The organism is Tautonia sp. JC769, from assembly GCF_040717455.1.
In the GTDB taxonomy this organism is placed as follows: domain Bacteria; phylum Planctomycetota; class Planctomycetia; order Isosphaerales; family Isosphaeraceae; genus Tautonia.
This window is the reverse complement of record NZ_JBFEFH010000004.1, coordinates 111485-126554: the sequence shown is the minus strand read 5'-3', so window position 1 is coordinate 126554 and position 15070 is coordinate 111485. Positions and strand designations below refer to the sequence as shown.

Sequence of the window (15070 nt, the reverse complement as noted above, 5' to 3'; positions counted from 1 at the left end):
CGGGCTCCCCCGCTTTATCGGTCGATCGCCTGCATTGCACGATCGGCGTAGCGATTGCCCCGGGCGGCGCCGGCCGGCAGAATCGTGTCGATTTGCTGCAATTCGTCGCTGGTGAGCTGGACGTCGAGCGCGCCGAGGTTCTCATCGAGGTAGTGCGACCGCTTGGTGCCGGGGATCGGTACGAGGTCGTCCCCCTGCGCGAGTACCCAGGCGATGGCGAGCTGACTGGCCGAGCAGCCCTTGGCCGCGGCGAGTGCCTTGATTTTTTCAACCAGGTCGAGATTTTTCTGGAAGTTCTCGCCCTGGAACCGGGGTGCGTTCCGTCGGTAATCATCGGCGGGGAAGTCGTCGATGGACCGGAACTGGCCGGTCAGGAAGCCTCGGCCGAGCGGGCTATAGGCGACGAAGCCGATGCCCAGCTCGCGGATCGTGGGCAGGATCGCCTCCTCCGGCTCTCGGCTCCAGAGGGAGTATTCGGTCTGGAGGGCGGTGATGGGGTGGACCTGGGCTGCGCGCCGGATCGTGGCCGGTGCGGCCTCCGAGAGACCGAGGTGGCGGACCTTACCCGCGCGGACGAGGTCGGCCATGGCACCGACGGTTTCTTCGATCGGGGTCTTCGGATCGACTCGGTGCTGGTAGTAGAGGTCGATCACATCGACACCGAGGCGTTTCAGGCTGGCGTCGCAGCACTCTCGGACGTAGGCGGCGTCCCCTCGAACCCCCAGGAAGGAGCCGTCAGGGCCGCGCACGTTGCCGAACTTGGTGGCCAGGACGACCTGATCGCGACGACCCCTGATGGCCTTGCCGACCAGCTGCTCATTGTGGCCGGAACCGTACATGTCGGCCGTGTCGAGGAAATTGCCACCGGAATCGAGGTAGCGGTGGATGACGCGGACGGACTCCTCGTCGTTCATCTGATTCGGATGATAGAATTCACTCATCCCCATGCAGCCAAGCCCGACGGCCGAGACCTTCAGGCCACTCTTGCCCAGGGTTCGCTCGATCATGATCGCCAAACACTCCCCGAATCGGTTGAGTAGGGGGACCCGATAGTCCGATCCAACGGTCCGGTGTCCGCCCAGGGCGATTCCCAAGGTCATCGCTCGAATCGTCTGATTCAAGCCCAAATCTTCCGGATGGCCTGTGGCGAGCAGCGAAGACCACGCCAGATCGACCCTCGCTCGAATACCGAGTCGATTACCCACGGGGGCACGCTCCCGGGGCTGCTGGCGTCGGACCGAACCAGCCTGGCGTCCCGCTCCGAGACGCCGATGAGGAGTACGCGAATCTTCCGATGGGTTTGCCACGCCATGTTCGGGAATCCTTGAACCGCCGCCTTGAATCGGGTCCAATAGAAGTGCCTCGGATGAATTTGCCCGATCCCTCTCAGTCGCCGAGGCGCGCCCCCTCCGGATCATGGTCGAGAGGTCACCTCGATGACCCCGGCCTCGTATGGTCGTGAAGACGAGGACGATCTCTCGATGAAATCACTTCCGAAGCGTTCATTACTCGTGGTCGTGCTGCTTGCCATGGGGAGCCCCGTTTTCGGGGATTCCATGACGCAAGATGGCGTTGATTTCTTCGAGACGAAGATCAGGCCGGTCCTCGTCGAGAAGTGCTACCGATGCCATTCAGCCGAGGCCGACGACGCCGGTAAACTGAAAGGGGATCTCTTGCTTGACGATCGCGACGGGCTGTTGCTCGGCGGGGCGAGCGGGCCGGCGGTCGTCCCTGGCGAGGTGGACGAGAGTCTGCTGATCGATGCCTTGCGCTACGATTTGTTGCAGATGCCGCCGGAAGGGAAACTCCCCGACTCGGTGATCGAGGACTTCGAGACCTGGGTCGGGCAAGGGGCCCCCGACCCTCGTGACCGGGGCGGCGAGCGGGCCCGCACCGCGGAGATCGACCTCGAAGCGGGCCGAGAGCACTGGGCCTATCAGGCCCCCCAGCGCACGCCCGCACCGCGGGTCATCGACGCCTCCTGGCCTCGCTCCGAAATCGATCGCTTCATCCTCGCTCGGCTGGAAGCGGAAGGGATCCGGCCGGTTGCCGATGCCGATCGGACAGCATTGATCCGTCGCCTCTCGTACGACCTCATCGGCCTGCCGCCGACGCCCGAGGAAATCGAACGATTCGCGGACGACCCCTCGCCCACTGCATACGACGAGTTGGTCGACCGGTTGCTGGCATCTCCGCATTTCGGCGAGCGCTGGGGTCGACACTGGCTCGACGTGGCCCGCTTCGGCGAGTCGCTCACGCTGCGGGGCCTGGTCTTCAAGGAGGCCTGGCGCTATCGGGATTATGTCATCGACGCGTTCAATGCCGACATGCCGTTCGATCAGTTCGTCCGAGAGCAACTCGCGGGCGACCTGCTGGAGGCGGAGACGCTCGAAGATCGTCGGCGTCAGCTCGTCGCGACCACGTTCCTCGTCCTCGGGAATACCAACCTCGAAGAGCAGGACAAGGAACAACTCTGCATGGATCTGGTGGACGAGCAGATCGAGACCACCAGCAAGGCGTTCCTCGCGCAGACCGTCTCGTGCGCCCGATGCCATGATCACAAATTCGATCCGATCCCCACGAGCGACTATTATGCCCTGGCCGGCATCTTCAGGAATGCTCGCGCCATGGACCACGCGAATGTCTCTGCCTGGATCGAAGTGCCGTTGCCGATGGAACCGGCTCGGGAGGAGGCCATCCGGGCACACGACGCCTCCGTCGCCGAGGTGGAGGCGCAAATCAAGGCCCTTCGTCGGTCGCTCAAGGATTCCGGCGCCGGCGACCGCATCCTCGCCGTGGACGCCGTGCCGGGGATCGTGGTGGATGACGGGGAGGCCGACCGGGTCGGCGACTGGAAGCATTCGACCTACTCCGGAACGTTCATCGGCGCGGGGTATCTCCACGATGACAACCGGGAGAAGGGTGAAAAAACGCTCACGTTTCAGCCCGAATTGCCGGAAGCGGGGATGTACGAAGTCTGGTTGGCCTACTCTCCCGGGGCGGGCCGATCACCCGCGGTCCCGGTCAGGATCCTGAGCGCGGAGGGGGATTCGGAACACGCGGTCGACCAGCGGCGGGCTCCGCCGATCCAAGGGCGGTACGTCAGCCTGGGGGCATTCCGGTTCGAGGCGAACGGCCAGGCGTATGTGCAGCTTTCCAATGAATCGACCCAGGGGCATGTGACCGCCGATGCGGTGGTCTGGCGTCCCGTCGACGGTACGGCGCCCCCGCCTGACACTCACTCGTCGGGGCGTTCGGAACTGGCCCGGCTGGAATCACGGCTCAAGGATCTCAAGCGAGAAGCCCCCCGGAGAGAGATGGTGATGTCGGTCGTCGAGGACGAGCCGATCCGAGACCTCAGCATCCACATCCGCGGGAGTGTTCACAATCTGGGCGAGGAAGTGCCTCGCGGGTTCCTCCGGGTCGCGACCCAGGAGACGTGGGAACCCTTGCCGGAGGATGAAAGCGGGCGCCGGCAACTGGCCGATTGGGTGGCCTCCGAGCAGAATCCCCTGACGGCACGCGTCGTGGTGAACCGGGCCTGGCACTGGTTGACCGGGGCGGGCCTGGTGGCCTCCGTCGACAACTTCGGCACGACGGGCGAGGCCCCCTCTCATCCGGAATTGCTGGATACGATGGCGGTCCAGTTCATGGAGGACGGCTGGTCGATCAAGTCGCTCGTCCGAAGGATCGTGATGTCGAGGGCGTATCGACTGTCAACGTTCGCCGAGACCGGTGCCGAGGTGCTCGACCCTGAGAACCGGCTGCGCTGGCGCATGAATCGCAGGCGACTGGAGGCCGAGCATCTCCGGGACACGATGCTCTCGGTATCCGGGATGCTCGATCGCGCGATGTATGGTCCCTCGTTCCCCGAGACACTCGCGGCGGATTACGGATTCGAGTCAAGGAGTTCGCGGCGATCCGTCTATGAGCCGGTGTTTCGGAATGCCCTTCCAGAGATCTTCGAGGTCTTCGATTTTGCCGACCCGAGCATGGTGGTCGGCCGTCGCGATTCGAGTACCGTGGCCACTCAGGCCTTGTTCCTCATGAACCATCCGTTCGTGATCGAGCAAGCGCGAGGAACGGCGACTCGATTGCTGGCGCACGAGTTCGCCACCCTCGACGATCGCATTAATCATGCGTATCGGCTCATGCTCGGTCGATCTCCGTCGCCGAACGAGCTTGCCATCGCCCGGGGTTTCCTGGCCGAGTCGACCCTTGACGAGCGAGAAGCCTGGTCGTTGTTCGTTCACACCCTCTTTGCGACGGTCGATTTCCGCTACGCCGACTGACGTCTCTGCCACGTCGGAACATGTGGTGAGCCTCGAGACATGGCTCCTGTTTCCGCAGGAGCACGACCGACCCGTGAGCATTCGTGGAGGACGCCGTGGGGTTTCCAATCAATCGTCGTGCCTTGCTTCAATCGGCCGCGTGTGGTTTCGGGTCGATCGCGCTGGCCGGGCTCTCGGCGGCTCGGACTCGGGCGGAGTCGCCCGCGGATCTGCTTTCGTCGCGTGCTCCCCACTTCACACCGAGGGCGAAACGGGTCATTTTCCTGTTCATGCAAGGTGGTGTCAGTCAGGTCGACTCGTTCGATTACAAGCCCTTGCTCTCGGCTCGAGACGGCAAGGACATGCCGTTCGACGATGCTCGGGTCCTCGCCAATAGCGGGAAACGGGGCTCCGAGCAGCGAATCATGCGTCCGCTCTGGGACTTTGCCCGTCACGGGGAGTCGGGACGGTGGGGGTCGTCCTTATTCCCCGAAATGAACCGTCACGTCGACGACCTGTGTTTCCTCCACTCGATGCACACGGAGGGGGTTGCGCACGGCCCGGCGACGCTCTTCTTGCACTGCGGGGCGACGGTGGGGATCCGGCCCTCGATGGGTGCCTGGATTTCCTACGGACTCGGCACGGAGAGCGAGAATCTCCCGGGGTTCGTCACGATCGGCCCGTCGGCAGGGAACGGGGGAGCGAGGAACTACGGGAATGCGTTCCTTCCCGCCGCGTACCAGGGGACCGCGCTCGGGAAGGCGGGGGCACCTGCGTCGGAAGCCACGATTCGGAACCTCTCCAACCCGGTGCGATCGCCCCGGGAGCAGGCGCGTCAGATGGAGTTCCTGAGATCATTGAATCAGGAACAGCGATCGACGGGCGAGGATTCGGAACTGGATGCGGTCATCTCCTCGTATGAACTGGCCTGGCGCATGCAGATGAATGCGCCGGACGTCCTCGACCTCTCCGGCGAGACCGAGGAGACGAAGGCCCTGTACGGGATCGATCGGGAACCCACGGACAATTTCGGTCGCCAGTGCCTCCTGGCCCGCCGCCTGAGCGAGCGGGGGGTGCGGTTCATCCAGGTGACCTACGGAGACAGCACCGCCAATCCGGCCTGGGACCAGCATTCGAATATGCCCGCGCACGAGCAGCATGCCCGGCGCGTGGATCGGCCCATTGCGGGACTGCTCGCCGATCTGAAGCGACGCGGCTTGCTCGAGGACACGCTCGTCTGGTGGGGGAGTGAATTCGGTCGGACGCCCTATGCCCAGCAGAAAGGGACCGGACGCGACCATAATCCCGACGGGTTCACCGTCTGGCTGGCCGGCGGGGGGACCAGGAGCGGCCACGCGGTCGGCGCCACGGACGAGTTCGGCCACAAGGCGATCGAGAACAAGGTGCATATGCACGACTTGCACGCCACGATCCTCCACCTCCTCGGCCTCGACCACGAACGGCTCACCTACCGCTACAGCGGCCGAGACTTCCGGCTGACCGACGTGCACGGTCGGGTGGTGGAGGAGGTCCTCGCGTGAGCCGTCGCCCTGATTCACGCAGTAAGCCCCCCGGATTCAAGAGAAAATCCATGACGTGAGAGGGCTCCTAGTTCGATCGACCTAATATTATAACCGAATAAGTTGTCGGGTAATTGGACGCTCCGGACCGGGCACTTCCGCGGGTTCTCCTCGCGAGAGCAGACCGTTGCCGGGCAACGTCCCCCCCGGCACAATATGGGTCCGGCTCCTGAATCAAGGGCGAGTGCCGATCAGCCCTCGTCCCCACCCTGTCCGACCGAACCCAAGGTCCTGCCATGTCTCGAACGATGCCACCCATGCTGGTTGCCCTCCTCCTCCTGGGGGGGGACGGCCGGGCAGATGAGGCCCCAACGGCCGAAGTCATTTTCGAGAATGGCTCGATCGTGACGGTTGACCCCGAATTCTCGATCGCGTCGGCGATGGCGGTCGCCGAGGGACGCGTCCTTCGGGTCGGGTCGGCGGACGAGATGGAGGCGGTCCAGGGGCCGGAGACGAAGGTGGTCGACCTGCAAGGGCGGACCGTTCTGCCGGGGCTGATCGACTCGCATACCCATCCGACTGGGGCGTCGATGCATGAGTTTGATCACCACATCGATGAAATGGAGACCATCGATGACGTGCTCAGCTACATTCGCGACCGTGCCGAACTGCTCGGGGACGGGAAGTGGGTCGTCGTCCGGCAGGTCTTCATCACGAGGCTGAAGGAACAACGGTACCCGACGAAGGACGAGCTCGATCGAGTCGCACCCAGGAATCCTGTCCTGTTCGCAACCGGCCCCGACGCGTCGCTCAACACGCTCGCGCTCGAACTGAGCGGGATCGATGAGGATTTCGAGCCGGAAGGCCCCGGGAAGGTCGAACGGGACCCGGCGACCGGCAAGCCCACCGGCATCCTCCGGAACCTGACGCGATACGTGAAGACGGAGTCGACCGGCCGGACGCCCTCGAGGGAGGAAGAGGATGAGCGTTTAACGACGCTGTTCCGCGATTATAACTCGGTGGGGATCACGTCGATCATCGATCGGAATGCAGCGTCCTCGGCCGTCGAACAGTACGAGCGGCTCCACGAGTCGGATGCGCTGACCGTGCGGATTGGCATCTCGCACGCCGTGGGTTCCGCGGGCACTCTGGAGGAGATCGAGGCGACGATCCGGAAGGTCGCCGACGAGGCGGTGCGTACCGAGGACTCCATGTTACGCACCGTCGGCATCAAGATGTTCCTGGATGGCGGGATGCTGACCGGGAGCGCCTACATGCGCGAGCCCTGGGGACTGAGCGAGATCTACTCGATTGATGATCCCGACTATCAAGGGGTCCTGTTCATCCCCCCGGAGCGGCTCGCGCCGATGGTGCGAGCCGCGGTGGATTCCGGCCTGCAATTCACGGCCCATAGCGTGGGAGACGGGGCCGTCCACGCGCTGCTCGATGCCTACGAGGCCGTCAATCGCGACCTCCTCATCGCCCCGACCCGGCCCTGCCTGACCCATTCGAACTTCATGAGTCGTGAAGCGATCGACCAGGCGGCGCGCCTCGGCGTCGTGGTCGATATCCAGCCTGCCTGGCTCTACCTCGATACGAGGACGCTCGTCTCCCAGTTCGGTTACGATCGCCTGCGCTACTTCCAGCCGCTGCAGAGCCTCTTCCAGGCGGGAGTGACGGTCGGTGGCGGCTCCGATCACATGCAGAAAATCGGCTCGTTCCGGTCGATCAACCCCTATAACCCGTTCCTGGGAATGTGGATCGCAACCACCCGACAGGCGAAGGGATTCGAGGGATCGCTCCATCCCGAAGAGGCGCTCACGCGAGAACAGGCCATCCAGTTCTATACCATCAATAATGCGAAGCTGTTGTTTCTTGAGGATGAGATCGGCTCGATCGAACCCGGCAAGCGTGCCGACTTCATCATCCTCGACCGAAACCTCCTCACCTGCACGGACGAGGAGCTGTTGCACGCGCAAGTCCTGGAGACGTATCTCCAGGGAGCCCAGGTCTATACGCACTCGGAGGAATCACCCTGACCCGGGGCGATCGACAGGTGCGGGACAAACCCGGTCGGATCGCGGTTTGTCCCGCACAGCCGGCGGATGGGCGTTGCGAGGGGGTCGAATCAGCCGGTCCTTTGCGTCACAGCCCCGGCGTCTCGAACCCTTCTCGGTAATCCCTGCGAACGAAGCGATTGGCGTCCTCGACGTTGGTCACCTTCATGGCTTCCGCGTCCCAGGCCAGCGACGTTGCCGGGAACCGCGTCGCGAGGCAGCCGAGCAGCACCATTTCAGTGAGGGGGCCGGCATATGAGAACGGGGTCGAGGTCATCCCGTTGCCCCGGCAGGCCTCGACGAACTGCAGGTAGTGGTTATCCCCTTCCGGCTCGGGACGACTGTAATCGGCGAAGTCCTCGGCCGGGAGGAGCACGGGGGGGGCGATGTAAGGGGAGTAAAGTACCCCTTTCGTCCCGATATAGAGCGACCCTTGATCGCTCAGGTCACGGTCTCCGATGACCTGGGTCACGTCGCTGGGGGGGCGACGATCGCCATCATACCAGGTCAGAGTCAAGGTCTCGGCCGTCTGCGGGGTTCCGGGGAAGGTGTATCGGACGACCGAGTCGAGCCCCCAACTGTGCTCGTTGGGCGCCCCCCCTTCCGATCGGACCTCGGTGGGAGCGGTCAGCTCGAGGGCGGCGAAGACCGGGTCGAGGATGTGGCAGCCCATGTCGCCGAACGTTCCCGTGCCGAAATCGAGCCGTTTCCGCCAGTTCCCGGGGTGATACCACCCGGAGATGTAGGGACGATCGGCGGCGACCCCGAGCCAGCCATTCCAGTCAAGCCCCTCGGGAACCGGGTCGGTGCGGTCGGGCCGGGCCGAACGGTCGCCCCACTGCTTCCCGCTCCAGCTGTGCACCTCCTTGACCTGGCCGATGGCGCCGTCGTGGATGGTGGCGACGACCGATTTGTGCACGGGATGGGAATGGATCTGGATCCCCATCTGACTGACGATCCCCTTCTCGGCGGCGACCCTGGCCAGCTGGCGCGCCTCGTAGATCGTCTGGGTCAACGGCTTCTGAGTATAGACATGAAGGCCCTGCTGGATGGCCTGCATGGTGATCGGCGCATGCATGTGGTCCGGGGTCGAGACGTTGACCGAGTCGAGATCCGTCTCTTGATCGAGCAAGGCCCGATAGTCCTGATAGACGCGGACGTCGGGGAAGAGTTTCTTCACCTCGGCCGTGCGGTTCAGGTCGACGTCGGCCACGGCGACGAGGCGGATGTGGGGGCTGGCCGTCAGGGATCGGATGTCTGCCAGGGCCATGCCGGAGGCCCCGAAGCTGGCGTGGTTGAGCGTCTCGTTCGGCGATTGCGCCCGCACCCGGGACGCGAAGGGAATCGCCATCGCGCTTCCAAGGGCCTTCAGCGCCGCGCGGCGGTTCATCGGAGGGATCGGGATCGACATTGGAGGAGTCCTCTGGGGAGGAAGGGTTCATGCTCAGGCGAGGCTACCCCCTTCCCAGGAGCAACGCAACGGTCTCCCTCGACCGCCCGGGGCGGAAGCTCCCGATCCCTTCGGCGCGTATCGCTGCGATCATGAGGCAGAACGCAGGGGCCAGGAGATCAAGCTGTGTGGTTCTGACCGCGTCGAGGGTCAACTCGTGTCCTCGTGGCACGAGTTGACCCTCGACGGGAGTCCGAGAGGATCGGACAGCATTCCTGGGATTCGGAGACGATGGCGACACTCAGGAGCCGTCCGCATGAGGACCGGCCGATTGGCTACGTTCCAGCAACTGGCCGATGGAAGCGAGCGGGATACGGACCCAGGAAGGTCGGTTGTTCAATTCATACTGGAGTTCATAGAGCGCCTTGTCGAGCATGTAGCTGTCGATCAGCAGGGAGAGCTGCTGCCGGTCGCTCGGGACGAGGCCCGCGGGCTCGGCGACCTCCAGATAGGCGCCCAGGAACGAGGCCGAGGACCATTGTTCCCAGGCGATCGCCCAGGGAAGCAACCGGTCGAAGTCGGAGGTGCGATCCTGGCTCGCGTCGAAGAGGCCCGCGAAGGCGGCATAACTGTAGGAACGCAGCATGCCGACGACGTCCTTGATCGGCGAGTGTTTCGCCCGGCGTTGCTCGATCGATTTCGCCGGCTCGCCCTCGAAATCGAGCAGGACGTAATCGTTCAACGACCAGAGGACCTGGCCGAGGTGGTAATCGCCGTGCACCCGGATCAGGGGCGACTCGATCGGGGCGTTCGGCAGCGCGTCGAGCGGGGCGGTGATGAGGTTCTGCGCCTCGAGGACCCGGCGGGCGAGCGGGGCGATCTCGTCCGGCAGCGTCTCGATCCGATCCCGGAGCAGGCTCAACGCCGAATCGACCTGCCCTCGGATCTCCCGGGCGAGCTTCTCGCGATCGGGGGCCTTCATGGACTCCGGGGCGAAGTCGCGATCGCTGGTCAGGCTGGCGAGCGCTCGATGGAGCTCGGCGGTCCGCCTGCCCAGGGTGGCCGCGGCCGATTGATACACGCCGACGGTCTCTCGAACGACCTCGGGCGCCTCGACCCCGACGAGGCCCAGCGGGCCGGTCGTGCCGATCGAGGGGGGCTCCAGCTCGGGCCGGCTCAAGATCAGCTCGTAATAGCGTGAGAGTTCATCAAGGGCGTGCTCCCACCCCACGGCCTGGAACGAGACGAGCTCCTGGAAGACCGCGACGGTCGTCGGCTCCGTGTCGGGACGTCGGTATTCGATCGATCCGGCCAGCCTCGGGAAGTTCTCGAAGCTGGTCCTCTCCGTCAGGGCCCGGCCGATCTCCAGCTCCGGATTCGTGCCGGACTCGACCCGACGGAAGAGCTTCATGATCAGGCGCTGCCCGAACATGATGCTGGTGTTGCTCTGCTCGCCGGTCGAACGCTTCGGCTTCAGGTCGACCTCGGCGCCACCGAGCGTCTCGGCCAGAGCCGAGGTCGGCTCGGCGCGGTAGCGGCCGGCGGAGGAGCTGAATTCCCTGCGATTCCGGACCGCGTCGAGGAGCGCGAGGCAGAACTGGTCGTCGGCGATCGCGTCGTGCAGGACCGCCTGCCCTTCCTTGCCCTGGAGCATGGCGAGGACGAACTTCGGCACCTGATTCACGAGGTCGAAGCCGCCGGCACCGGTCGCGATGCCGAGGGGGAGGACATAGTTCTCGACGTGCCCATCGTCGTATCGGACCTCGATCGTGACGATCGTCGTGCGGTCGGGGAGGTTCCTCGGCTGGGTCGAGTCGAGGATCTCGACCGATCGGAACTTGCGCGCTTTGCCGGCGAACCACCGCTGGCGCCGGAGGAATGCGGGGATGACTTCCGTTTGGAGCCGCTTGCGGGATCGTCCCTTGAGCAGGGTGTCCCATCCGCCTTCCAGCTCGATCGTCGGGACGGAGGTCTCCTCGGGGCCGGTCGGTGTCAGGTCGAGGATCGTCGGCTCGTTCGAGCGGTGGAGCGTGAACCAGTAGAAGGCGTGGGGGCCGAGCGTCAGGAAGTAGGGGAGCTCGCCGATCCTCGGGAACTCGGTGTTGCCGAGCATCTCGACCGGCCGCATCCCCTGGAAGGCCGAGAGGTCGAGTTCGCACGGCTGCACGAACCGGGAGAGGTTGGCGATACAAAGGATGATGTCGTCCTTGTATCGGCGGACGTAGGCAAGGACCTTGTGGTTGGCCGGCTTCAGGAATTCCATCGTCCCCCGCCCGAACGCCCGGTAGCGTTTGCGCAGGGCGATCATCCGCTTCATCCAGTTGAGCAGGCTGGACGGGTCGCGCTGCTGGGCCTCGACATTGATCGCCTGATAGCCGGTGATCGGGTCCATGATGGGGGGGGCGAAGAGCCGGGCGAAGTCGGCGCGGGAGAACCCCGCGTTCCGGTCGCCGCTCCATTGCATCGGCGTCCGGACACCGTTGCGATCACCGAGGTAAATATTATCTCCCATGCCGATCTCGTCGCCGTAATAGATGACGGGAGTGCCCGGGAAGGAGAGGAGCAGGCTGTTCAGGAGCTCCAGCCGCCTGCGGCTGTAATTGACCAGGGGTGCGAGCCGGCGCCGTATCCCCAGGTTGATGCGGGCCTGGGGGTCGGCGGCGTACTCGTTGTACATGTAGTCGCGTTCTTCATCGGTCACCATTTCGAGGGTCAACTCGTCGTGGTTCCTGAGGAACATCGCCCACTGGCAGTTCTCCGGGATGTCCGGGGTCCGCTCCATGATCTCGACGATCGGGGTGCGGTCCTCCTGGCGAACGGCCATGAAGATGCGGGGCATCACGGGGAAGTGGAATGCCATGTGGCATTCGTCGCCGTCGCCGAAGTAGGGGCGGACGTCGTCGGGCCACTGGTTGGCCTCGGCCAGGAACATCTTGTCCCGGTAGTTCACGTCGAGGGCGGCCCGGAGTTTCTTCAGGATCTCATGCGTCTCGGGCAGGTTCTCGCAATTCGTGCCGACCCGCTCGATCAGGTAGGGGATGGCGTCGAGCCGCATCCCGTCGACCCCCATGTCGAACCAGAATCGCATGATCCGGATGACGGCCTGCAGCACGTGGGGGTTGTCGAAGTTCAGGTCGGGCTGATGGCTGAAGAAGCGGTGCCAGAAGTATTGCTGCGCGACCGGATCCCAGGTCCAGTTCGATTTCTCGGTGTCGGTGAAGATGATCCGGGCGTCCTGATACAGCTCGTCCGTGTCGCTCCAGACGTAGAAGTCGCGTTTCTTCGACCCCTTGGGCGCCTGCCGGGCCGCCTGGAACCACGAGTGCTGGTCGGACGTGTGATTGATGACCAGCTCGTTGATGACCCGGAGGCCGCGGCGGTGGGCCTCTCGGACGAACACCTTGAAGTCGCGACGCGACCCGTACGACGGATGAATACTGCGATAATTGGCGATGTCATAGCCGTCGTCCTTGAGCGGCGACGGGTAGAACGGGAGCAACCAGAGCGAGGTCACTCCCAGGTCCTGGAGATAATCGAGCTTCTCGGTCAGGCCCGGGAAATCGCCGATCCCGTCGTGGTTACTGTCGAAAAACGATCGAACATGAAGTTCATAGATGATCGCATCCTTGTACCAAAGCGGATCGGTCGAGGGCGCAGAAAACATGAGGATACCTGGGTCTGCCGAGCCGAATAAGGGAGATTGATGGGATGAGGGTCAGCGGGTCACGTGGAAGACATGGGCGGGGATCCGATGCGGGTCGAGCATGACGAAATTATGGGTGCCCCGCCACTGGTACCGGGCGTCGGTCAGCAGGTCGTGGACCATCAGGGTGTCCCCGTCGAAGACCCCCAGCTCGTCGAGCGACAGGCCGATCCAACCCGACTGGGTGTTGTAGGGGTCGAGGTTGACCACCACGAGGATGACGTCGGATCGGTCGGGGGTCGCCTTGCTGTAGGCCAGCAGCTTCTCGTTGTCGACCGAGTGGAACCGCAGGTTCCAGTCGGACTGGAGCGCGACGTGCTCCTTCCGGATGCGATTGACGCTGCCGATCAACTCGCTCAGATTCCCCGGGGCGTTGAGGTTCCAGTGGCGGATCTGGAACTTCTCCGTATCGAGGTATTCCTCCGAGCCGGGCCGCAAGGGGGTGCCGATGCACTGCTCGAACGGGGGGCCGTAGATGCCGTAGGCGGAGGTGAGGGTCGCGGCCAGGATGAGCCGCGTCTTGAAGGCGGCCGGCCCGCCGGTCTGCAGGTACTCGTGGAGGATGTCGGGCGTGTTGGCGAAGAAGTTGGGCCGCATGTACTCGCGGCATTCGGTGGTGGTCAGCTCGGTCAGGTACTCCGTCAGGTCGTCCTTCGTGTTCCGCCAGGTGAAATAGGTGTAGCTCTGGGTGAAGCCCCCCTTGGCCAGCCGCTTCATCATCTTCGGGCGCGTGAAGGCCTCGGACAGGAAGATGGCCTCCGGGCAGCGTTCCTTCACCTCGGCGATGCACCAGTCCCAGAAGCGGAACGGCTTGGTGTGCGGGTTGTCGACCCGGAAGACCGTCACGCCGTGGTCGACCCAGAAGAGGAAGACGTCCCGCAGCTCCTCCCAGAGCCCTTGCCAGTCAGGCCCGTCGAATTCCAGCGGGTAGATGTCCTGATATTTCTTGGGCGGATTCTCGGCGTACTTGATCGTCCCGTCCGGACGGTGCCGGAACCATTCGGGATGCTCCCGGACGTACGGGTGGTCGGGCGAGCACTGGAACGCGATGTCGAGTGCGATCTTGATCCCGCGGGCGTCGGCGGCGGCCACCAAACGGTCGAAATCGCCGATCGTCCCCAGCTCCGGGTGGATCGACATATGACCACCCTCCTGGGAGCCGATCGCCCAGGGGCTCCCCGGGTCGTCCGGGCCGGCGGTCAGGGTGTTATTCGGCCCCTTGCGGAAACTGTGGCCGATCGGGTGGATGGGCGGGAGGTAGAGGACGTCGAATCCCATCGAGGCGATGTAGGGCAATCGGGCCTCGACATCGCGGAAGGTCCCGTGCCTCCCGGGCTCCTGGGAGGCGGAGCGGGGGAACATCTCGTACCAGGCGCCGAACCGCGCGAGGGGAGGGTCGACCACCACGCCCAGGACCTTCTCGATGCTCGTGCCCCCGACCCGGTCGTCGTAGCGCTCCATCAGCTCGGCGAGCTGCGGGTCGAGCGCGAGGGCCGTCCGGGGCACCTGGTCGCCGGGCGATCGGATGGCCTCGGCCCGGTCCGAGAGCCATTGCGTGGCATGCCCCTCGGCCCGCTCGGCGGCCTTCCGGATCAACTCGGCCCCTTCCAGCAACTCGCTCCCGATGTCCTGCCCGGCCGCGCTCTTCTTGGAAATCTCGTCGCGCCAGGTCGAGAACCGGTCGACCCACGCCTCGATCGTATACTCATATCGGCCCAGGCGATCGACGTCGAACCGGGCTTCCCAGCGGTCGTTCCCGAGCGCGGTCATGGGACGCTCGGCCCACGACTCCCCCTCGAATCGGAATCGGAGCTGGACCCTGAGGATGTCGTGCCCCTCGGCGAAGACATCGGCACCGACGACCACCGATTCCCCCACGGATCGCTTGATCGGGAACCGTCCGGCATCGATTTGCGGTGTCACTCCTTCGATGATGATCCTCGAAGGGGCTCGTGTCCGGGAAGCGCCGAGGGGGGAACTCTGAAGCGTCGCTGTCATCAGTCTCGCGGCTCGAAGGTGAAGGAAGAATGAAACGGGTCTGGTCCCTGCGGGACAGGCACGATTCGCAAGTCTCTTCGGAGCGTCGGGTGCGGGGACGTCCGCCCTGGTGCCACCGGCGGCGTGATCGC

Annotated in this window: 7 protein-coding genes; 3 read left to right on the top strand and 4 right to left on the bottom strand. The window is 64.5% G+C overall.

Annotated elements, in window-relative coordinates; all coding sequences use genetic code 11:
• Window positions 1-14: 14 nt before the first annotated feature.
• Complete coding sequence (locus AB1L88_RS05955; protein WP_367095720.1) at window positions 15-1007, bottom strand: aldo/keto reductase; 993 nt, start codon at window positions 1005-1007, stop codon at window positions 15-17.
• 474 nt (window positions 1008-1481) lie between these two features.
• Between AB1L88_RS05955 and AB1L88_RS05950 the strand changes: the two genes are divergently transcribed.
• The 3 genes from AB1L88_RS05950 to AB1L88_RS05940 all read left to right on the top strand — a co-directional run bounded on the left by AB1L88_RS05950 (window position 1482) and on the right by AB1L88_RS05940 (window position 7830).
• Window positions 1482-4292, top strand: coding sequence for a DUF1553 domain-containing protein (locus tag AB1L88_RS05950; RefSeq protein WP_367095719.1), 2811 nt, complete (start codon window positions 1482-1484; stop codon window positions 4290-4292).
• Between the two features lie 95 nt (window positions 4293-4387).
• On the top strand, window positions 4388-5812 hold the full coding sequence (locus tag AB1L88_RS05945) for a DUF1501 domain-containing protein (RefSeq protein ID WP_367095718.1): 1425 nt from the start codon (window positions 4388-4390) through the stop codon (window positions 5810-5812).
• A 296-nt stretch (window positions 5813-6108) separates the two neighbouring features.
• On the top strand, window positions 6109-7830 hold the full coding sequence (locus tag AB1L88_RS05940) for an amidohydrolase (protein ID WP_367095717.1): 1722 nt from the start codon (window positions 6109-6111) through the stop codon (window positions 7828-7830).
• Between the two features lie 106 nt (window positions 7831-7936).
• Here the strand turns inward: AB1L88_RS05940 and AB1L88_RS05935 are convergent, their stop codons facing one another.
• The 3 genes from AB1L88_RS05935 to AB1L88_RS05925 all read right to left on the bottom strand — a co-directional run bounded on the left by AB1L88_RS05935 (window position 7937) and on the right by AB1L88_RS05925 (window position 14939).
• Window positions 7937-9259 carry a Gfo/Idh/MocA family oxidoreductase gene (locus AB1L88_RS05935; protein ID WP_367095716.1) on the bottom strand — a complete coding sequence of 441 codons (1323 nt, stop codon included), beginning with the start codon at window positions 9257-9259 and terminating at the stop codon, window positions 7937-7939.
• A gap of 280 nt (window positions 9260-9539) precedes the next feature.
• Window positions 9540-12902, bottom strand: coding sequence for a maltose alpha-D-glucosyltransferase (gene treS, locus AB1L88_RS05930; protein WP_367095715.1), 3363 nt, complete (start codon window positions 12900-12902; stop codon window positions 9540-9542).
• A 51-nt stretch (window positions 12903-12953) separates the two neighbouring features.
• Window positions 12954-14939: an alpha-1,4-glucan--maltose-1-phosphate maltosyltransferase gene (locus AB1L88_RS05925; protein ID WP_367095714.1), complete on the bottom strand. Its 1986-nt coding sequence runs from the start codon at window positions 14937-14939 to the stop codon at window positions 12954-12956.
• Window positions 14940-15070 lie beyond the last annotated feature (131 nt).